Source organism: Streptomyces sp. NPDC057445 (assembly GCF_042802855.1).
GTDB lineage: Bacteria > Actinomycetota > Actinomycetes > Streptomycetales > Streptomycetaceae > Streptomyces.
In genome coordinates this window covers 288,513-309,313 of sequence record NZ_JBHVDH010000006.1, presented here as the reverse complement: position 1 = coordinate 309,313, position 20,801 = coordinate 288,513, and the positions used below count along the sequence as shown (strand labels likewise).

The window sequence follows — 20,801 nt, the reverse complement described above, 5'->3', positions numbered from 1 at the left end:
CCGACTCCGCTTCCGGCGCGTCGGGCGCCGGTCCACGTTAGGCCCGCAGGCACCGTCAGCCAATCTGGTTATCCACAGGCCATGTGGACGACCGACCAGATGCTGTGGAGAACCCTGCGGAACCTGTGCACGGACCGGGGGACAGCACTGTGGACAAAGTCATAGCCTCTCTCACACACCGAGTCTGACCTGCGACTTTTCCATCCACCGGCTGTGGGGGAGAAAAACTTTCCCGGTGGGATCAAGATCAGAACAAACGGCGCACAGCAGAAGGGTCACCCCAGGCACTCGTAAGGACCTCTTGAGCTTTGCATCTCTTACCTGTGGAAGATTAGATTAAGGGGCATGCCCCAAGCCCCCGCGATACCGAAGACCAGCCGACGGCGACATGATCGCGAGATCATCGCGCTCGCCGTTCCCGCCTTCGGTGCCCTGGTCGCCGAGCCGCTCTTCGTCATGGTCGACAGCGCCATCGTCGGCCATCTCGGCACCTCGCAGCTCGCCGGACTGGGGGTGGCCGCGGCCCTGCTGATGACGGCAGTGAGCGTCTTCGTCTTCCTCGCCTACGCCACCACTGCCGCGGTCGCGCGACGGATGGGTGCCGGCGATCTCGCAGCTGCCATCCGTCAGGGCATGGACGGCATCTGGCTCGCGCTGCTGCTGGGCGCGGCCGTCATCGCGCTGATCCTTCCGGCGGCTCCCTGGCTCGTCGAACTCTTCGGAGCTTCGGACACCGCCGCCCCCTACGCCATCACGTACCTGCGAATATCGAGCCTGGGTATCCCCGCGATGCTCGTCGTCATGGCTGCCACGGGGGTGCTGCGCGGCCTGCAGGACACCCGTACTCCCCTGTACGTAGCCGTCGCCGGTTTCGCCGCCAATGCCGCCCTCAATGCCGGGCTGGTCTACGGCGCCGGCCTCGGCATCGCGGGATCGGCCTGGGGCACCGTCCTCGCCCAGTGCGGAATGGCAGCCGCCTACCTCGTTGTCGTGGTCCGCGGTGCCCGGCGTCATAAGGCCTCACTCCGCCCTGATGCTGCAGGCATACGCGCCAGCGCTCAGGCCGGCGTACCTCTGCTGGTCCGCACGCTCTCGCTGCGCGCAGTGCTGATGATCGCCACAGCCGTGGCGGCTCGTCTCGGTGACACCGATATCGCCGCGCACCAGATCATCCTCTCCCTCTGGAGCCTGACGGCCTTCGCACTGGATGCGATCGCCATCGCCGGCCAGGCGATCATCGGTCGCTATCTGGGCGCCGACGACCCCGAGGGAGCACGGCAGGTATGCCGTCGCATGGTGCAGTGGGGCATCGCCTCCGGGCTGGTGCTGGGGGCACTCATCGTGGTGACCCGCCCGCTCTTCATCCCTCTGTTCACCAGTGACCCGGCAGTTCGCACCGTGCTGCTTCCGGCACTGCTGGTGGTGGCCCTCTCCCAGCCGGTCTCAGGCGTGGTCTTCGTCCTGGACGGAGTACTGATGGGCGCCGGCGACGGCCGCTATCTCGCCGTGGCGATGCTGATCACTCTGGCCGTTTTCGCGCCCGTCGCTCTGCTCGTCCCCGCACTCGGCGGAGGACTGACCGCGCTCTGGTGGGCGATGGCGCTGATGATGGTCGTCCGTATGGTCACACTGTGGCTGCGGGCCCGCTCGGGTCGGTGGATCGTGACAGGCGCCACCCGCTGATCGGCTGGGGGACCGTACGCCTTGCCTTCTGGCGACTCACTTCGGCTCAGGGTTTCACGTGAAACAGCGAGAGGGTCGCACCCCAAGTGGGGTGCGACCCTCTCATGCTCTGCGAGCGGTCGCTCAGGCGGCGACAACCTCGATGCCAAGCTTCGCGGCAACCTCGGGGTGCAGACGCACGGACACCTGGTGCGAGCCCAGGGTCTTGATCGGCGAACCGAGCTCGACGCGGCGCTTGTCGACGTCCGGGCCACCGGCAGACTTGATCGCCGTAGCGATGTCGGCCGGGGTGACGGAGCCGAAGAGGCGGCCGGCGTCGCCGGAGCGAACAGCCAGACGCACCTTCACGCCCTCGAGCTTGGCCTTGATCTCGTTGGCCTGCTCGATGGTCGCGATCTCGTGGATCTTGCGAGCGCGACGGATCTGCTCGACGTCCTTCTCGCCACCCTTGGTCCAGCGGATCGCAAAACCGCGCGGGACCAGGTAGTTGCGAGCGTAGCCGTCCTTGACGTCAACGACGTCGCCGGCAGTGCCGAGGCCAGAGACCTCGTGGGTGAGGATGATCTTCATGTTTCGGTCACCCTTCCCTTATCGCGCGGTGGACGTGTAGGGCAGCAGCGCCATCTCACGGCTGTTCTTGACGGCCGTGGCGACGTCACGCTGATGCTGCGTGCAGTTGCCGGTCACGCGACGGGCACGGATCTTGCCGCGGTCGGAAATGAACTTCCGCAGCATGTTCGTGTCCTTGTAGTCCACGTACACGGTCTTGTCCTTGCAGAATGCGCAGACCTTCTTCTTCGGCTTGCGCACAGGCGGCTTCGCCATGGTGTATCTCCTGTGTGATCAAGAAGTGGGGGTACGAGCTGCCCCTGGGACTGTCCCGGTGGGACGTGTCCCTAGAAGGGGGGCTCGTCCGAGTAGCCGCCGCCGGAGCTTCCGCCCCAGCCGCCACCGCCGCCACCCTGCTGCTGACCGCCGGCCGGCGCACTGGTGGCCCAGGGGTCGTCGGCGGGAGCACCGCCGCCACCCTGCTGGGCACCGCTGGAACCGCTGCTGGAACCGCCGCTCCAGTTGCCGCCGCCCTGCTGGCCGCCGCCGTAGCCACCCTGGCCGCCGCGACCCGTGGTCTTGGTGACCTTGGCCGTGGCGTTCTTGAGACTGGGGCCGACTTCCTCGACGTCCAGCTCGTAGACCGTGCGCTTGACGCCCTCGCGGTCCTCGTAGGACCGCTGCTTGAGTCGACCCTGCACGACGACACGCATGCCGCGCTGGAGCGACTCGGCGACGTTCTCCGCCGCCTGACGCCAGACCGAGCAGGTCAGGAAGAGGCTCTCGCCGTCCTTCCACTCATTGGTCTGACGATCGAAGGTGCGGGGAGTGGACGCGACGCGGAACTTCGCGACGGCCGCACCGGACGGGGTGAAGCGCAGCTCGGGGTCGTCGACAAGATTGCCGACGACCGTGATGACGGTCTCGCCTGCCATGGGTGAACCTCTCGGCGGGATTGCTTCTGGCTGCTTGCTGCTACTCGAACCCGATGACCTCTGAGCTAGGCGCTCAGTGGGTCTCGGGACGGAGGACCTTGGTCCGGAGGACCGACTCGTTCAGGTTCATCTGGCGGTCGAGCTCCTTGACGACCGCAGGCTCGGCCTGCAGGTCGATGACCGAGTAGATGCCCTCGGGCTTCTTCTTGATCTCGTAAGCGAGACGACGACGGCCCCAGGTGTCGACCTTCTCCACCTTTCCGTTGCCCTCACGGACGACGGAGAGGAAGTTCTCGATCAGCGGGGAGACAGCGCGCTCCTCGAGATCGGGGTCGAGGATGACCATCACCTCGTAGTGACGCATGTGGAACCCACCTCCTTTGGACTCAGCGGCCACGGTCGTTCCGTGGCAGGAGGGTCGTGATGCGTGAGCATCGATGTCTACGAGTAAATCAGGCGCCACTGACAATCGGCCTCGACGAACGAGGGACCGAATGCTGGCCCTGGGCAGACACCGGTGCAGACCGTACAGAGTACCCGCACACATGCTTCCGGTTGAAATCCGGGAACCGCCGGCCGCACCCTGTACGCATCGAGTGTGTCCGGCGTCACAATGCGCCGCGTTCCGGAAGACCAGGAGGTCTCCATGACACAGGCAATGCGACCGAACCCCTCCAGTTCCCTCTTCGCGACGGACGGCAAGCCTCATCCGCTTCAGGACACCCTGATGGTGGTGACGCTGGTCCTGGGCGCAGTGGCCTTTGTGTCCGCGCAGTTCTCCAGCCTTCATCTGCTCAGCTCATGGTCCGGACTGATCGGGATCCTCACGGGTGGCTACGGTCAGTTCATCTCGGCCACGACCCGTGAACGGTTTCTCACGGTCATCGGACTCGGCGCCTCGGCGTTCGGCTTCTTCCTCGGAATGGCGCACGGCGGGCTCTTCGGCGGTCTGATCGGCTAGCCGATCCCCCATGGCCAGACGGGGCGCTCCTCGGGCGCAGTAGGCTTCGGCGCGAGAGCCGGAGCCCCTGTACCCATGGGGACACACCTGCCGAGGAGCGCCCCGCATGAGTCTGACCCTGAGGACCATCAGCCGAGAGCAGCATCTGGCGTACATCCAGAGTCTGCCCGCGGCGAGTCACTGCCAGGTTCCGGCGTGGGCGGACGTCAAGACGGAGTGGCGCTCCGAGAACCTTGGCTGGTTCGACAAGAGCGGTGAGCTCGTCGGAGTGGGGCTCGTCCTCTACCGCCAGCTGCCCAAGATCAAGCGGTATCTCGCGTATCTCCCCGAGGGCCCGGTCATCAACTGGTACGCCCCGAACCTGGACGACTGGCTGCAGCCGATGCTCGCCCACCTCAGGAACCAGGGCGCCTTCTCCGTGAAGATGGGCCCGCCGGTCGTCATCCGCCGCTGGGACGCCCCTGCCATCAAGGCCGGAATCCAGGACCCGGACGTCAAGCGGCTCCGCGACGTGGAGGCGACCCACATCGAGCCGCGCGCCTTCGAGGTCGCGGACCGGCTTCGCAAGATGGGCTGGCAGCAGGGTGAGGACGGTGGCGCCGGCTTCGGTGACGTCCAGCCCCGCTACGTCTACCAGGTGCCGCTGGCCAACCGGTCGCTCGACGACGTGCTCAAGGGCTTCAACCAGCTCTGGCGGCGCAACATCAAGAAGGCCGAGAAGGCCGGCGTCGAGGTGGTCCAGGGCGGCTACGACGACCTCGCCGAGTGGCAGCGGCTGTACGAGATCACTGCCGTACGCGACCGCTTCCGGCCCCGCCCGCTCTCGTACTTCCAGCGCATGTGGACGGTGCTGAACAACGAGGACCCGAACCGTATGCGCCTGTACTTCGCGCGACACGACGGGGTGAACCTGTCGGCGGCGACGATGCTCGTCGTCGGGGGCCATGTCTGGTACTCCTACGGCGCGTCCGACAACATCGGCCGCGAGGTCCGGCCCTCGAACGCGATGCAGTGGCGCATGCTGCGCGATGCCTACGCCATGGGTGCGACGGTCTATGACCTGCGCGGCATCAGCGACTCGCTCGACGAGACCGACCACCTCTTCGGGCTGATCCAGTTCAAGGTCGGCACCGGCGGCGAAGCCGTGGAGTACATCGGCGAGTGGGACTTCCCGCTCAACAAGCTGCTGCACAAGGCGCTCGACATCTACATGTCGCGTCGCTGATCATTTCGTACCCTCGCTCATATCTCTGACACACCGCTGCCACCAGAAAGGTTCCGGTCCCGGCCATGGCGCTCTCCCTCTACGTCGACACCGCGCGCTGGCGGGCGCACCAGAAGTCCGTGATCGACCAGTTCCCGGGCCTCGTCCCGGTCTGCAAGGGCAACGGATACGGCTTCGGCCATGAGCGGCTCGCGGAGGAAACGACCCGCTTCGGCTCCGACATGCTTGCCGTCGGCACGACCTACGAGGCGGCCCGGATCAAGGACTGGTTCAGCGGCGACCTCCTCGTCCTCACGCCGTTCCGGCGCGGCGAGGAGCCGGTTCCGCTGCCGGACCGCGTCATCCGCTCCGTGTCATCGGTCGACGGCGTGCACGCACTGGTCGGGGCACGCGTCGTCATCGAGTGCATGAGCTCCATGAAGCGCCACGGCGTCTCCGAGCAGGACCTGGGCCAGTTGCACGCCGCCATCGAGGACGTACGCCTCGAGGGCTTCGCGCTTCACCTGCCGCTGGACCGGACGGACGGCTCGGACGCGGTCGAGGAGGTCATCGGCTGGATGGACCGGCTCAGGGCCGCCCGGCTGCCCCTGCACACCATGTTTGTCAGCCATCTGCGCGCCGAGGAACTGGCGCGTCTGCAGCAGCAGTTCCCGCAGACCCGGTTCCGCGCCAGGATCGGCACCCGGCTGTGGCTCGGCGACCATGACGCGACCGAGTACCGCGGCTCCGTCCTCGACGTCACCCGGGTCGCCAAGGGCGACCGTTTCGGCTACCGCCAGCAGAAGGCCGCGTCGGACGGCTGGCTGGTGGTCGTCGCCGGCGGCACCTCCCACGGCGTCGGTCTGGAGGCTCCGAAGGCCTTGCACGGTGTCATGCCACGCGCCAAGGGCGTCGCACGCGCAGGCCTGGCCACCGTCAACCGCAATCTGTCGCCGTTCGTCTGGGCCGGCAAGCAGCGCTGGTTCGCCGAGCCGCCGCACATGCAGGTCTCGATCCTGTTCGTCCCCGCGGACTCGCAGGAGCCGAAGGTCGGCGACGAGCTGGTCGCCCATCTGCGCCACACGACCACGCAGTTCGACCGTCTCGTCGACCGATAGGCGCTTTCCCGAGACCCAGCGGTGCCCGGGGACCAAAGGGCCGGTCAGCCCGCGGTGGACCCCCGGGTGCCCCATTCCACCCGTGGTCCCTCGACCACATGCGCCGCGTGCCGCGCCGGATGCGCCGCCCGACCGAGCGCGAACACGTCCGGAGCCCTGTCCAGCACCCCTCCTGAGGGGTCGTCGGACCCGTCCTGGCGTACGACGTCGCGCTCCGGCATCAGGATGTCCCGTACGACCAGCGCACACAGGTAGAGCGTTCCCAGCAGATGCACGGCGATCGCCAGCTGATAACCCTCCGTCGGCAACCCCTGGTGCTTGTCGCCGCTGGTCGTGTACGCGAGGTACATCCAGATCCCCAGGTAGTACGTGACCTCGCAGGCCTGCCAGATCAGGAAGTCCCGCCAGCGTGGTCTGGCCAGCGCCGCCAAGGGGATCAGCCACAGCACGTACTGCGGCGAGTAGACCTTGTTGGTGAGAATGAACGCCGCGACGAGCAGGAAGGCGAGTTGGGCGAAGCGTGGCCGACGCGGGGCGGTCAGGGCCAGGGCCGCGACGCCCGCCAACGCCAGGATCATCAGCAGCGTTCCGTAGGTATTGACCGCTTCGACCTCCAGCTGAACGCCCGTGCGCTGGGTGATGATCAGCCAGAGTGAACCGAAGTCGACCTGTCGCTCCTGGCTGAAGCTGTAGAACTTCTTCCACCCCTCGGGTGCGAGGAGCATCACCGGCAGGTTCACGACCAGCCAGGCGCTCGCCGCGCCCAGTACGGCCGCACCGTACGCCCGGTACTTGCCGGCCCGCAGGCACAGGAACAGCAAGGGCCAGAGCAACAGCGCCGGATAGAACTTGGCGGCTGTGGCGAGCCCGATGAGAACGCCGAACGCCAGCGGCCTTTCGCGTGACCACATCAGCACGGCCGCGGCCGTGAGCGCCACCGCGAAGAGATCCCAGTTGATGGTGGCCGTGAGCGCGAACGCGGGAGCGAGGGCGACAAGCAGCCCGTCCCACGGACGACGGCGGTGGGTGCGGCTGACACAGACCGCGATGACCGCGGCGCAGACGAGCAGCATCCCTGCGTTGACCAGCCAGTACATCTGCTCGCGGTACTGGACCGACCCGTCGAAGGGCAGCGTCAGCCAGGCAGCCACCTGCATGAACAGGCCGGTGAGAACCGGGTACTCGAGAAACTCCATGTCGCCCTGGAGCCGGTCGAAGTACGGAATGAGACCTTCGGAGAAGCCGCGCCCGACGAACAGGTGCGGGATGTCCGAGTAGCAGGCGTGCGTGTACTGCGAGCTCGCTCCCCGGAACCACGCCCAGTTGTAGCAGGGGATTTTCTGCACCATACCCAGCGCGAACATCCCGATCGCGACCAGCGCGATGACCCGTACGGGCGTGAACCAACTGCTGCCCAGGCGCGCGAAGCGGCCCAGGGGGCCACCGATCAGTTCGCTGCCGGCCGCCGCGACCTCGTCCCGCTGTGTGGGACGCACCACCGGCTGTTCCTGGTGCACGCTCGTCTTCTCTGGGGTCGGCATAGGTCACATCCTGCCGCACGCCGCTGTCGCCGCGTTCGTACCTGTGGACAACGAGAGCGAGGGCCGCCTCACCGGATCGGTTCCTCCGGCGAGGCGGCCCTCGTGGCTGGTGCGCGGGGCAGGTGTCAGCCTGCCGGGCCTCCGAAGAAGCCGCCGCCACCGTTCCCGTTGCCCTGGTTTCCTCCGTTGTCGCCGGTCGGGGGCGGTGACGGGCTGGTGGTCACACCGCCATCCGTTGCGCCGCCGTCGGCCGCGCCGCCCGATCCGGGACCGGCGTTGGCGCCGCCGTCCTGGCCCGCGGTGGGGGGGCAGTTCCAGTCGAACCGGCCGCAGGAGTTGCTGGGCTCGGGCGATCCGGACGGGGACTGCGAGGGCGACTGCGACGGCGTGCCGGAGGGGGACGCGGACGGCGTCGTGGAGGGCGTCGAGCTCGGAGTGGGTGAGGGCTGACCACCACCGTAGACGGCCTCGGCGTCGAGAGGCTCGGGCTCCGGGAACGGGATCGCTTCCGCGTTCTTCAGGGCACCGGACATGTACTCCTTGAAGATCTCGGACGGGAACGAAGCACCGTGGATCTTCTGCTGGCCACCCGTTCCGAACATCTCGAGGAACTTGCGCTTCTTGTTCTCCGCGTTGTCGTCCATCCGGTACATGTCGATGGCTGTCGACAGCTGGGGCGTGTAACCCACGAACCAGGCCGACTTGTTGCCGTCGGTGGTACCGGTCTTGCCCGCGACCTGACGGTCCGGGAGCCGGGCGTTCGTACCGGTGCCCTTCTCGACGACGTCCACCAGCACATCGGTCACATTGCTCGAGATGGCGGACGAGAAGGCCAGCTTGGGCGTGTCCTCGTGCTCATAGATGGTCTTCCCGCCCTTCTTCACCTTGGTGACGGAGTACGGGTCGCGCTGCTTCCCCTCGGCCGCGAAGGTCGCGTACGCCCCCGCCATGCGGATCGCGCTGGGGTCGGAGATGCCGATGGAGAACGACGGAACATTGGCCTTGACCAGACTGTTCTCCCGCAGGCCCGCCTTGATCGCCGCCTGCCTGACATTGTCGATGCCGACGTCCATGCCCAGCTGGACGAAGGGGGAGTTGGCGGAGTCGATCATGGCTTCACGCAGGGTGATGTCCTTGTACGACTTCTGGCCGTCGTTGGTCTGCAGCCACTCCTTGCCTTCCTCGTTCCGCCAGACGGACCCGTCGTAGTTCTTGATCTTGAGCTTGTTGGCGCCGTTGTACTTGCTCTTGTCCGGGTCGACGCGCCGGCGGGTCTCCACTCCCTGGTCCGCACCAAGCCCGGGGTCGCGCACACCGTCCTGCATCGCGGCGGCGAGGACGAAGGGCTTGAAGGTCGATCCGACCTGGGCACCGGTCTGGTCGGCGTTGTTGGTGAAGTGCTTGGTCGCGTTCTCACCGCCGTAGATGGCGACGATCGCGCCCGTCTTCGGATTCACCGACGCACCACCGAACTGGACGTGGGTGTCCTTCTCCGGGCGCTGCTTCGGGTCGATGTTCTTCTTGTAGATCTTCTTTACGGAGTCCTCGAGCAGCTTGACCTTCTTCTTGTCGAAGGTCGTGTGGATCTCGTAGCCGCCCTTGGCCAGCTCTTCGGCCGTGATGTCCTGGTCGTTGTTGTTGACGAAGTTGGCCTTGGCCAGATCGACGAGGTAACCGACCTGTCCGCTGAGCTGGGCGTTCTTCTTCGGCTGGACCGGATCGGGGAACTCCTTGAAAGACGCCCGCTTCCCGGCATCCAGGTGACCGTCCTTGACCATCTCGTCGAGGATCCACCTCCAGCGCTTGGTGGCGCGTACGGTGTTCTTCGCGCTGGTGGCCTCCGGGTCGATCGCCGTGGCGCCGTCCGGGTCGTAGTACGTCGCACCCTTGAGGAGCGAGGCCAGGAGCGCGCACTCACTCGCGTTCAGCTGGGTGGCGTCCTTGTTGTAGTACGTACGGGCAGCCGCCTGGATCCCATAGGCACCGCGGCCGTAGTACGCGGTGTTGAGATAGCCCTCCATGATCTCGGACTTCTCGAGATCGGCACCGACCCTGATGGAGATGAACAGCTCCTTGAACTTACGGCTCAGGGTCTGCTCCTGATTCAGCCGCGTGTTCTTGACGTACTGCTGGGTGATGGTCGAACCACCCTGGGTCTGTCCGCCCGTCGCCATGTTGAAGAGGGCTCGGCCGATACCCATCGGATCGACGCCCGCGTCGTCCCGGAAGGTCTTGTTCTCCGCCGAGATCACCGCGTTCTGCATGTCCTCGGGGATCTGCTCGATCGGAATGATCTGCCGGTTGACCTCACCGCCGGTGGCGGCCATCTGCGACCCGTCGGCCCAGAAGTAGACGTTGTTCTCCGCCTTCGAGGCGAGACTGGGGTTCGGGACCCCCACCATGGCGTACGCGATGGTCCCCGCCACCATCAGGCTGCCCAGGAAACCCACGCACAGCCCGGTCACGAGCTTCCACGACGGCATCCATCGCCGCCAGCCGTATTTGTCGTGGCGCGGATAGTCGATCAGCCGCTTCTTCCCGGGACTGCCGCCCCGGCCCGGGCCACGGCCGCCCGGTCCGCCGGGACCGCCACCGCCACGTCGGCCGCCTCCGTGGCCGCCGTAGCCTGCTCCACCGCCTTCGGCGGCTCTTCTACGACCCCCACCGCCACGCTGGGCGGCGCGCCGGGCTTCGGCGCGCCCGCCGTACGGGGGCTCCTGTCCGTACTCGTCGGAAGGGGATCCGGTGCTGGTGCCCCGGGGCGGGGCTGCGCGGCGGCCCGAGGGCTGCTGGGCGGCGCGCCTGGCCGCGGCACGTCCGCCACCCTGGGGCTGCGGCGGTTTGCGACGGTGCTCGCTCATCGAACGACTACTCCTCGGGCAGGCATGAACGCCTGGAAGCGGCAGTTGAGATCCGGTCCCCCGAAATGAATACGGACGGGCTCGGCGACGGGCTCATCCGTGAAGCATCCAGGATGACGACGCTCCCTGGCGTCGCACGGTTCCCGGTGGTCTGCATGCCGCACAGACTACGCACGTCCGAAACGCTCCTACCGGCCAGATTCACCCCAAATCAGGCAACTCAATTGCTGCGAATTGCCGATGTGACGCCGGTCACGGCGGTCCCTCTTGTCGCAGCAGGACCACCGTTCTATCGTCTGGATGTATCGAGTCGATACATCCATGCGGCATAGAAACCCGGGAAGGCGGAGGAGGCGGTCGATGAGCAGACGGTCCGGCATCCTCGAGTTCGCCGTTCTCGGCCTGCTCCGCGAAGCGCCCATGCACGGATACGAGCTGCGCAAGCGGCTCAACACGTCGCTGGGCATCTTCCGGGCGTTCAGTTACGGGACCCTCTATCCCTGCCTCAAGACGCTGGTCGCCAACGGCTGGTTGATCGAAGAGCCGGGCAGCGCCCCCGAGGACGCTCTCGCCGCCTCCCTCGCGGGACGGCGAGCCAAGATCGTCTACCGGCTGACCGCGGACGGTAAGGAGCACTTCGAGGAGCTCCTTTCCCACACGGGCCCGGACACCTGGGAGGACGAGCACTTCGCCGCCCGTTTCGCCTTCTTCGGGCAGACGGAGCGCGAGGTCAGAATGCGGGTGCTGGAAGGCCGACGCAGCCGGCTGGAGGAGCGGCTGGAGAAGATGCGCGCCTCCCTCGCCCGCACACGCGAGCGCCTCGACGACTACACACTTGAGCTGCAGCGCCACGGCATGGAGTCCGTGGAGCGCGAGGTGCGCTGGCTGAACGAGCTCATCGAGAGCGAGCGGGCGGGGCGGGATCAGCGACGTTCCCCTTCCGCCGGGGACGACGCTCAGCAGGACACCACATCTGGAGAGACGGGCGGCCTGCCCCGGCACAGGGGCGAAGTGCCCCCGGAGGGGAGCCCCTCCGGGCACCCTGACTCGCCGGATCCGTCCGATGACACCACCAAGTGAGGCCCCGCATCCGCGCAGGGTCTCGTACGAGAACAAACAGGGAGCAACCGGAATGGGTTCGGTTCGCGTAGCCATCGTCGGCGTAGGCAACTGCGCCGCCTCGCTGGTGCAGGGCGTCGAGTACTACAAGGACGCCGACCCGGCCGCAAAGGTGCCGGGCCTGATGCACGTCCAGTTCGGCGAGTACCACGTGCGGGACGTCGAGTTCGTGGCTGCCTTCGATGTCGACGCGAAGAAGGTCGGCCTCGACCTCGCGGACGCGATCGGTGCCAGCGAGAACAACACCATCAAGATCTGCGACGTGCCGTCCACGGGTGTGAAGGTCCAGCGTGGCCACACCCTCGACGGGCTGGGCAAGTACTACCGCGAGACCATCGAGGAGTCCCCCGAGGCCCCGGTCGATGTCGTCCAGATCCTCAAGGACAAGCAGGTGGACGTGCTCGTCTGCTACCTGCCCGTGGGTTCCGAGGACGCCGCGAAGTACTACGCCCAGTGCGCCATCGACGCCAAGGTCGCCTTCGTCAACGCCCTTCCGGTCTTCATCGCCGGCACGAAGGAGTGGGCGGACAAGTTCACCGAGGCGGGCGTCCCGATCATCGGTGACGACATCAAGTCGCAGGTCGGCGCCACCATCACGCACCGCGTCATGGCGAAGCTGTTCGAGGACCGGGGTGTCATCCTGGACCGCACGATGCAGCTGAACGTCGGCGGCAACATGGACTTCAAGAACATGCTCGAGCGTGAGCGCCTCGAGTCCAAGAAGATCTCCAAGACGCAGGCCGTCACTTCGCAGATCCCCGACCGGGAGCTCGGCGAGAAGAACGTCCACATCGGTCCGTCGGACTATGTGGCCTGGCTCGACGACCGCAAGTGGGCGTACGTTCGTCTCGAGGGTCGCGCCTTCGGCGACGTCCCGCTGAACCTGGAGTACAAGCTCGAGGTCTGGGACTCCCCGAACTCGGCAGGTGTCATCATCGACGCCCTGCGCGCCGCGAAGATTGCGAAGGACCGTGGGATCGGCGGCCCGATCCTCTCCGCTTCCTCGTACTTCATGAAGTCCCCGCCGGTTCAGTACTTCGACGACCAGGCTCGCGAGAACGTCGAGAAGTTCATCAAGGGTGAGGTCGAGCGCTAGCAGGACAGGCCGGAGCAGGACGGCGAACGCCGCGCGACTCCGCAGTCGGTACTTGTCCTCCCGGACATATGAGGGTCCCCGTGGCATCTGCCCGGGGACCCTCATCCTGTGTGACGCTTGCGCACATGCCTGTCGTACGTGATCTGCGCGTACTCCTGCGCCTGACGAACTTCCGCCGCCTCCTCGCGGTACGCCTCCTCTCGCAGTCTGCCGACGGCGTCTACCAGGTCGCACTCGCCACGTACGTCGTCTTCTCACCGGAGAAGCAGACTTCCCCGGGCGCGATCGCGGCGGCGATGGCCGTACTGCTGCTGCCCTACTCGCTCATCGGCCCCTTCGCGGGAGTCCTTCTGGACCGGTGGCAGCGCCGCCAGATCTTCCTCTACGGCAACCTCCTGCGAGCCGCTCTCGGCGCCGGCACCGCAGTGCTGATTGTCACCAGGGCCCCGGACTGGGTCTTCTACACCTCCGCGCTGTCCGTCACAGCCATCAATCGCTTCATCCTGGCCGGACTGTCCGCCTCACTGCCGCGGGTGGTCGATGAAGAGCGACTCGTCATGGCCAACTCCCTCTCACCGACGGCGGGCACTCTCGCCGCGACCGCGGGCGCCGGGCTCGCCTTTGGTCTACGCCTGATGGCCTCTGACTCCGACGCCGTGGTGGTCCTCCTGGGCGCGGCGCTCTATCTCTGCGCCGGCCTCGCGTCTTTGCGCATGGCGCGCACATTGCTCGGCCCTGATACGGAACTGGTGCAGCCACATCTTGTCGCCGCAGTGCTTTCGACGGCCCGCGGTCTCGTGGAGGGACTGCGACATCTGTCGGAGCGCCGGACCGCCGCCCGAGCTCTTGCAGCGATGGCACTGTTCCGCTTCTGCTACGGCGCGTTGACCGTCATGGTCCTGATGCTCTGCCGGTACGCGTGGTCCAGCACGGAGTCCGAGGGACTGACTCTGCTCGGTCTGGCCGTGGGGCTCTCGGGTGCGGGTTTCTTCGCCGCGGCCGTCGTCACACCTTGGGCGGTCGGCCGACTCGGGCAATACGGCTGGGTGGCGATGTGCGCGGGTTTGGCTGCGGTACTCGAGCCGGCCCTCGCCCTTCCTTTCGCACCCATCCCGATGCTCACCGCCGCGTTCATTCTTGGCCTCGTCACCCAGGGGGCGAAAATCGCCACGGACACGGTCGTGCAGATGTCCGTTGCAGATGCCTTCCGCGGCCGGGTGTTCTCCCTCTACGACGTGCTCTTCAACGTCGCCTTTGTCGGCGCCGCGGGTGTGGCGGCGCTGATGCTGCCTCCGGACGGCCGGTCGGTGCCGCTCGTACTCTCGGCAGCCGCGATCTACGCCGTCGTCGCCGTAACCATGGCCCATTGGCGCGAGGGCTGATGTTTCACGTGAAACATCAGCCCTCGAATCACTGATCGGCGCCATGTTTCACGTGAAACATGGCGCCGCCGCCATGGCGCCGTCACGCGACTCAGCTCTGCGTCGCCCACCAGTCCTTGAGCGCGGCAACGGCTGCATCGTGCTCCATCGGCCCGTTCTCCAGGCGGAGCTCGAGCAGGGCCTTGTAGGCCTTGCCGACCACCGGGCCGGGACCGACGCCCAGGATCTCCATGATCTGATTTCCGTCGAGGTCCGGGCGGATCGAGTCCAGCTCCTCCTGCTCCTGGAGCTGAGCAATGCGCTCCTCGAGCCCGTCGTAGGCGCGCGACAGTGAGGCGGCCTTTCGCTTGTTCCGCGTCGTACAGTCCGAGCGGGTCAGCTTGTGGAGTCGCTCGAGCAGAGGCCCGGCATCACGCACATACCTCCGCACCGCAGAGTCGGTCCACTCTCCTGCACCGTAACCATGGAAGCGCAGATGCAGCTCCACCAGCCGCGAGATGTCCTTGACCATGTCGTTCGAGTACTTGAGCGCAGTCAGCCGCTTCTTGGCCATCTTGGCGCCCACCACCTCGTGATGGTGGAAGGAGACCCGGCCGTCCGACTCGAACCGGCGCGTTCTCGGCTTTCCGATGTCATGCAGCAGTGCGGACAGACGCAGCACAAGGTCCGGCCCGCTGTCCTCCAGGTCGATGGCCTGGTCCAACACGGTCAGTGAGTGCTCGTACACATCCTTGTGACGGTGATGCTCGTCGCTCTCCAGGCGGAGGGCCGGCAGTTCAGGAAGGAAATGCTCGGCGAGACCGGTATCGGCAAGGATCGCCAGGCCCTTCCTCGCGTGCGGCGAGAGGACCAGCTTGTTGAACTCGTCACGGATTCGCTCGGCGGAGACGATCTCGATCCGGTCTGCCATCTCCTTCATCGCGGTGACGACCTCGGGTGCCACCTCGAAGTCGAGCTGAGCGGCAAAGCGAGCGGCTCGCAGCATGCGCAGCGGGTCATCGGAGAACGAGTCCTCCGGAGTGCCGGGGGTCCGCAGCACCCGCGCCGCGAGATCCGAGAGACCGCCGTAGGGATCGATGAACTCCTTCTCCGGCAGCGCCACGGCCATCGCGTTGACGGTGAAGTCCCGGCGGACCAGGTCGTCCTCGATGGAGTCGCCATAGGAGACCTCAGGCTTGCGAGAGGTCCGGTCGTACGCCTCGGAGCGGTAGGTCGTGACCTCGATCTCGAAGCGCTGGATCGCGTCCCCTACGCGGGCGTCCTTCTGGCAGCCAACCGTGCCGAACGCGATCCCCACCTCCCACACCGAGTCCGCCCACGGGCGGACGATCTTCAGAACGTCCTCGGGGCGGGCATCGGTCGTGAAGTCGAGATCATTGCCGAGCCGGCCGAGCAGCGCGTCCCGCACGGAGCCGCCGACCAAGGCAAGACTGAACCCCGCCTGCTGGAACCGGCGGGCGAGATCATCGGCGACAGGGGACACTCGCAGCAGTTCGCTGACCGCGCGATGCTGCACCTGGCTCAGGGCAGTGGGGTTGTCTTCGTTGGCGTTCGGCACAACAGAAAAGGGTACGTGCCCGCGCGGGCACGGGCTTCCCTGTTTTGCGCGCGCTCACCGCTCATCCGATCTTGTGGAGCAGTCCCCAGCACTTCGTCACAGCACACCTCGTTACCATGCCTGGACGCACCTAGCGACACCCACCAACGGCAACAGACGACAAGGGACGGACGAGCACGTGGCCGAGGCGGCAGAATTCCAGGGGATGGGTATCTCTCCTGCCCGCCGGTGGCTGCGGAGCACAGCCGCACTCATCGCGGGAGTACTACTGCTCGCCGGTCTGCTTTCTCTGCCGGCGGCCTCGCCCGCGCATGCCGCGGTGGCTGCCTCCGAGACGGGCACCGTCGATGTGTCACTGGACACACTGTCCCCCAGCGTTCCTGTGAAGGACGACACGCTTACCCTCACCGGCACCGTGACCAACAAGGGCAGGGAAGCGGTTACGGATGCGCAGGTTGATCTTCGAGTGGGACCGCGCCTGTCGGGGCGCCCCGATATCGACGAGGCGTCCGGGCGCACGAGCTATTCGCCCGGCACCGATGCCGAGAAGCTCGGTGATCCGTACGCCGTCAAACTCCCGGAGCTGGCAGCCGGGGTCAGTGAGGACTTCTCGCTGACCGTGCCGGTCAACAAGCTCGAGCTCGACGAGGACGGCGTGTACCAGCTCGCGGTGTCCCTTTCTGGGCAGACCTCCAGCGAGCCGTACGAGCAGGTGCTGGGCATCGAGCGGACTTTCCTTCCCTGGCAGCCGGAGGCCGCGGAGAAGAAGACCCAGCTCACCTTCCTCTGGCCGTTGATCTCCACGACGCATCTGTCCGCCGAGACCAAGTCCGACGAGCAGCAGACTCCCGTCTTCGAGAACGACGACCTGGCAGCAGAGCTCGCCCCCGGCGGACGCCTCGAGCAGCTCGTCTCGCTCGGCAGCGAGCTCCCCGTGACCTGGGTGATCGATCCGGATCTTCTGGCCACGGCCGACGCGATGACCCGGAACTACGAGATCAGGAACGGGACTGACGGCACGGTCCCGGGCCGCAACCAGGCCGTGGCCAAGAAGTGGCTGAGCTCGCTCGAGAAGGCGGTACAGGGGGGCAAGGTCGTCGCGCTTCCCTTCGCCGACCCCGACCTGGCATCCCTCGCCCATCGCGGAAAGGACGTCTCAGGGGCCCTCAGTCAGCTCCAGCCGGCCACCGCGGTGGCCGAGACAACGGTCGAGACGATCCTCCATGTGAAGCCTTCCACCGACTTCGCCTGGCCCGTGGACGGTGCGATCGACCCCTCGATCGTCGATGTGGCGACCTCGGCGGGCGCTCACAAGATCATCGCCCGTAGTGACAGCCTCCGGGAGACCGGCTCTGTGTCGTACACGCCGACCGCCGCGCGGCCCATCGGCGGCGGTACAACGGCCGTCGTCGCGGACTACCGGCTCTCCACCGTCTTCGAGGGGGACATGACCAAGGCGCGGAACTCGACCCTCGCGGTGCAGGAGTTCCTGGCGCAGACGCTGGCTCTGAACCTGCAGGCGCCCGGCAAGCAGCGAAGCGTCGTGGTCGCCCCGCAGCGGAGGCCGACGGCATCCCAGGCACAGACGATGGCAAGCGCGCTGCATGGCCTCGCCGGCCAGCGCTGGACCCAGCCCCATGATCTGATCGCAGCAGCGGCCGCGAAGCCCGACCCCGACGCCACCACCGATGTGCCCTCGGCTTCGCGCTACCCGGAGAAGCTCCGTGCGCGCGAGCTGCCGCTCCAGACGTTCCAGGACATCAGAACCACCCAGGGGACACTCGACAACTTCAAGGTCATCCTCACCGCCCCGGACCGCGTGGTGACCCCGTTCGGCAACGCGATCGACCGGGAGATGTCCACGTCGTGGCGGGGCCGGACAAGGGCTGCCGCCGACTACCGCAAGGGGGTGCAGACCTTCCTTGAGGATCTCACCACTGAGGTCCGGCTGATCCAGAAGTCGGCTGTTACTCTCTCGGGACGCAGCGCGACGATCCCGGTGACGGTGCAGAACAAGCTGGTCCAGGAGGTCGACCATCTTGTCCTGCGTCTGAAGTCATCGAACCCGACGCGCCTCAAGCTGGACGACGACAGTGTTGTCGCCGAGCAGCAGATCAAGATCGAGGGCGGGCACAGCCAATCGGTGAAGTTCGCCGCCGCGGCCAACGCCAACGGCCCGGTCCAGGTGACAGCGCAGCTCTACACCGAGGACGGAACGCCCTATGGCGGCCCGATGACCTTCACGGTCAGGGTCTCCGAGATCACCCCGACCGTGATGCTCGTCATCGCGGGCGGCGTACTGTTGCTCGTCCTCGCGGGCATCAGGATGTATACGCAGCGCAAGCGCGCCGCTGCCCGCGAGGGTGTCGCCACGAACGATGAGGACGACGGCCCCGAGCAGCCGAGTGACCCGACACCGGACACCGGACCGGAAAGCGGGGAGCCGTCCGGCGCGGGTGAGAAAGTGGACCGTTGAGCGATGTCATGGCCGGTCGGCCGGGGACAATGAGGTGGGGTTTCCATGAACGCGCCGTACGACGGTGACCGTGGGGAGGGCGCGGACGGTACTGCGCCGTCCCCCGGGTCTCAGTACCCCCCGCCCGGTCCCCAGGCAGCGGAGCAATCGGCGACGGATCAGGCAGCACAGACGTCGCCCGAAGCCGCGGACCCGTACCTTCAGGACACCTACGTGCACGACCCCTATCGGGCGCAGGACCTCTCCGCCCAGGACCCCGTGTCGGAGGTGCTCTACGACCGTGCTGCCCACCCTCCGCCACCGCCGGGCACCTACCAGCAGGCACAGCCGCTCTACCAGCAGCCGCCGGTCCAGCAACACGCACCGGACCCGCGGATCTGGGCTCAGACACCGCCACCCGAGCCGGACGGCCCGTCCCGTCGGCTGCCCTACGGCGACGACACCCGCACGGTCCAGTTCACCGGCATCGACGACCTGGTGACCAGGGCGGGTGAGGACGAGCCGGAGCCGGACGCGTTCGCCCATCTGTACCGCGACCAGCAAGGGTCAGCTCAGCCACCGGCCTCGTCCCAGCCGGAGGACGTCCCCGCCCCCGCCCCCGCCCCCAAGAAGGCGGGCGGCCGGGCATCGGGGCTCCTCAAGTCCAGCGCGGTCATGGCAGCCGGCACGCTTGTGTCGCGTCTCACGGGTTTCGTCCGCAGCCTCGTGATCACTGGTGCCCTCGGTGCCGCCCTGCTGGGTGACACCTACACCGTCGCCATCACCCTGCCGACGATGATCTACATCCTCACGGTGGGCGGCGGCCTCAACTCGGTCTTTGTACCGCAGCTCGTCCGGGCCATGAAGAACGACGAAGACGGCGGAGAGGCGTATGCCAACCGACTTCTGACCCTCGTCATGGTCGCCCTCGCCGCGATCGTCGTCATCGTTGTGTTCGCCGCGCCGCTGCTGATCACAGCCCTCTCGCCCACAATCGCCGGCAACCCGTCGGCGAACGGTGTCGCCGTCACCTTTGCGCGCTTCTGCCTGCCCACGATCTTCTTCATGGGTGTGCATGTGGTCATGGGCCAGATCCTGAACGCCCGCGGAAAGTTCGGCGCGATGATGTGGACCCCGGTCCTGAACAACATCGTCATCATCTTCACTTTCGGGCTGTTCATCTGGGTCTACGGCACGTCAGCCGAATCCCAGATGACCGTGCAGACGATCCCGCCGGAGGGCGTGCGGCTGCTGGGTGCCGGCACCCTGCTTGGATTGGTCGTCCAGGCCCTGGCCATGATCCCCTACCTTCGCGAGACGGGTTTCCGCTTCCGGCCCCGCTTCGACTGGAAGGGCCACGGGCTCGGGAAGACCGTCAAGCTCGCCAAGTGGACCGTTCTGTTCGTCCTGGCCAACCAGGCCGGCGTCATCGTGGTCACCCAGCTCTCCACCGCCGCGGGTGCGGCATCCGGCAAGGACGGGGCGGGCTTCCTCGCCTACTCCAACGCCCAGCTCATCTGGGGCATGCCACAGGCGATCATCACGGTGTCCGTCATGGCGGCCCTGCTGCCGCGTATCTCCCGCGCTGCGCACGATGAGGACGCCGGCGCCGTCCGCGACGACATCTCCCAGGGACTGCGGAACTCCGCGGTCGCGATCGTCCCGGTCGCCTTTTCCTTCCTGGCGCTCGGCGTCCCGATGTGCACGCTGCTGTACGCGTCCGCCGGTGTTCAGGCCGCCCAGTCCATGGGCTTCATCCTGATGGCGTTCGCTCTCGGCCTGATCCCGTACTCGGTGCAGTACGTCGTACTGCGCGGCTTCTATGCCTACGAGGACACCCGCACGCCGTTCTACAACACGGTCATCGTGGCAGCCGTGAACGCCGCCGCGTCTGCCGCCTGCTATCTCGCCCTGCCGGCCGACTGGGCCGTGGTGGGCATGGCCGCCTCGTACGGCCTCGCCTACGCCGTCGGCGTAGGCGTCGCCTGGCGGCGCCTGCGCAATCGGCTGGGTGGCGACCTGGACGGGTCCCATGTGGTGCGTACGTACGCCAGGCTGAGCCTGGCGTCCGTCCCCGCGGCACTGGCAGGAGGCGCACTGGCCTTCTTCGTCTTGAACACGTTGGGGCAAGGGGCCTTCGGGTCGCTCGTCGCACTGGTCGCCGGTGGTGTGGTCCTGCTCGGCGTGTTCTTCGTGGCTGCGAAGAAAATGCGAATCGAAGAGCTCAACGCCATGGTGGGCATGGTCCGCGGGCGTCTTGGGCGCTAAAACGGTCACTTGGCGCACAACCATCGTCCACCACTGTGTGTCGTGCATAGCGCCGGACTGTGGGCACAATT

General features: G+C 66.8%; 16 protein-coding genes. 9 read left to right on the top strand and 7 right to left on the bottom strand.

What is annotated here, in order from left to right; all coding sequences use genetic code 11:
- The first annotated feature begins 345 nt into the window (after positions 1-345).
- Positions 346-1,683 carry an MATE family efflux transporter gene (locus ACFU5O_RS17075; RefSeq protein ID WP_384240938.1) on the top strand — a complete coding sequence of 446 codons (1,338 nt, stop codon included), beginning with the start codon at positions 346-348 and terminating at the stop codon, positions 1,681-1,683.
- Positions 1,684-1,806: 123 nt separating this feature from the next.
- Here ACFU5O_RS17075 and rplI read toward each other — a convergent pair whose 3' ends face one another.
- From rplI to rpsF, 4 genes are all read right to left on the bottom strand, one after another.
- Complete coding sequence (gene rplI, locus ACFU5O_RS17070) at positions 1,807-2,253, bottom strand: 50S ribosomal protein L9 (RefSeq protein ID WP_384240936.1); 447 nt, start codon at positions 2,251-2,253, stop codon at positions 1,807-1,809.
- Positions 2,254-2,271: 18 nt separating this feature from the next.
- Positions 2,272-2,508, bottom strand: a complete 237-nt coding sequence (rpsR, locus tag ACFU5O_RS17065) for a 30S ribosomal protein S18 (RefSeq protein ID WP_003956534.1) — start codon at positions 2,506-2,508, stop codon at positions 2,272-2,274.
- Positions 2,509-2,579: 71 nt separating this feature from the next.
- Positions 2,580-3,167: a single-stranded DNA-binding protein gene (locus ACFU5O_RS17060; RefSeq protein WP_384240933.1), complete on the bottom strand. Its 588-nt coding sequence runs from the start codon at positions 3,165-3,167 to the stop codon at positions 2,580-2,582.
- Positions 3,168-3,240: 73 nt separating this feature from the next.
- A complete protein-coding gene (gene rpsF / locus ACFU5O_RS17055; RefSeq protein WP_004950685.1) occupies positions 3,241-3,531 on the bottom strand; it encodes a 30S ribosomal protein S6 in 291 nt (96 codons plus the stop codon).
- 282 nt (positions 3,532-3,813) lie between these two features.
- Here rpsF and ACFU5O_RS17050 point away from each other — a divergent pair, with 282 nt between their 5' ends.
- The 3 genes from ACFU5O_RS17050 to ACFU5O_RS17040 all read left to right on the top strand — a co-directional run bounded on the left by ACFU5O_RS17050 (position 3,814) and on the right by ACFU5O_RS17040 (position 6,450).
- Complete coding sequence (locus ACFU5O_RS17050) at positions 3,814-4,128, top strand: hypothetical protein (protein ID WP_384240931.1); 315 nt, start codon at positions 3,814-3,816, stop codon at positions 4,126-4,128.
- A 106-nt stretch (positions 4,129-4,234) separates the two neighbouring features.
- A complete protein-coding gene (locus ACFU5O_RS17045) occupies positions 4,235-5,353 on the top strand; it encodes a lipid II:glycine glycyltransferase FemX (protein WP_384240928.1) in 1,119 nt (372 codons plus the stop codon).
- Positions 5,354-5,418: 65 nt separating this feature from the next.
- Complete coding sequence (locus ACFU5O_RS17040) at positions 5,419-6,450, top strand: alanine racemase (RefSeq protein WP_384240926.1); 1,032 nt, start codon at positions 5,419-5,421, stop codon at positions 6,448-6,450.
- A 44-nt stretch (positions 6,451-6,494) separates the two neighbouring features.
- On the opposite strand, the gene ACFU5O_RS17035 is transcribed toward ACFU5O_RS17040, so the two are convergent.
- Together ACFU5O_RS17035 and ACFU5O_RS17030 are read right to left on the bottom strand one after the other, a co-directional pair.
- A complete protein-coding gene (locus tag ACFU5O_RS17035; protein ID WP_384240924.1) occupies positions 6,495-7,991 on the bottom strand; it encodes a glycosyltransferase family 87 protein in 1,497 nt (498 codons plus the stop codon).
- A gap of 125 nt (positions 7,992-8,116) precedes the next feature.
- On the bottom strand, positions 8,117-10,852 hold the full coding sequence (locus ACFU5O_RS17030; protein ID WP_384240921.1) for a transglycosylase domain-containing protein: 2,736 nt from the start codon (positions 10,850-10,852) through the stop codon (positions 8,117-8,119).
- A gap of 360 nt (positions 10,853-11,212) precedes the next feature.
- Between ACFU5O_RS17030 and ACFU5O_RS17025 the strand changes: the two genes are divergently transcribed.
- From ACFU5O_RS17025 to ACFU5O_RS17015, 3 genes are all read left to right on the top strand, one after another.
- A complete protein-coding gene (locus ACFU5O_RS17025; RefSeq protein ID WP_384240919.1) occupies positions 11,213-11,932 on the top strand; it encodes a helix-turn-helix transcriptional regulator in 720 nt (239 codons plus the stop codon).
- Between the two features lie 52 nt (positions 11,933-11,984).
- Complete coding sequence (locus tag ACFU5O_RS17020; RefSeq protein WP_384240917.1) at positions 11,985-13,067, top strand: inositol-3-phosphate synthase; 1,083 nt, start codon at positions 11,985-11,987, stop codon at positions 13,065-13,067.
- A 125-nt stretch (positions 13,068-13,192) separates the two neighbouring features.
- Positions 13,193-14,449 (top strand): MFS transporter, encoded by a 1,257-nt coding sequence (locus ACFU5O_RS17015; protein ID WP_384240914.1) that lies wholly within the window; start codon positions 13,193-13,195, stop codon positions 14,447-14,449.
- 91 nt (positions 14,450-14,540) lie between these two features.
- On the opposite strand, the gene ACFU5O_RS17010 is transcribed toward ACFU5O_RS17015, so the two are convergent.
- On the bottom strand, positions 14,541-16,007 hold the full coding sequence (locus ACFU5O_RS17010) for a CCA tRNA nucleotidyltransferase (protein WP_384240912.1): 1,467 nt from the start codon (positions 16,005-16,007) through the stop codon (positions 14,541-14,543).
- Positions 16,008-16,185: 178 nt separating this feature from the next.
- Here ACFU5O_RS17010 and ACFU5O_RS17005 point away from each other — a divergent pair, with 178 nt between their 5' ends.
- Positions 16,186-18,483 carry a DUF6049 family protein gene (locus tag ACFU5O_RS17005; protein WP_384240911.1) on the top strand — a complete coding sequence of 766 codons (2,298 nt, stop codon included), beginning with the start codon at positions 16,186-16,188 and terminating at the stop codon, positions 18,481-18,483.
- 45 nt (positions 18,484-18,528) lie between these two features.
- Entirely contained in the window at positions 18,529-20,730 is a 2,202-nt protein-coding gene (murJ, locus tag ACFU5O_RS17000; RefSeq protein ID WP_384240908.1) for a murein biosynthesis integral membrane protein MurJ, read from the top strand.
- Positions 20,731-20,801 lie beyond the last annotated feature (71 nt).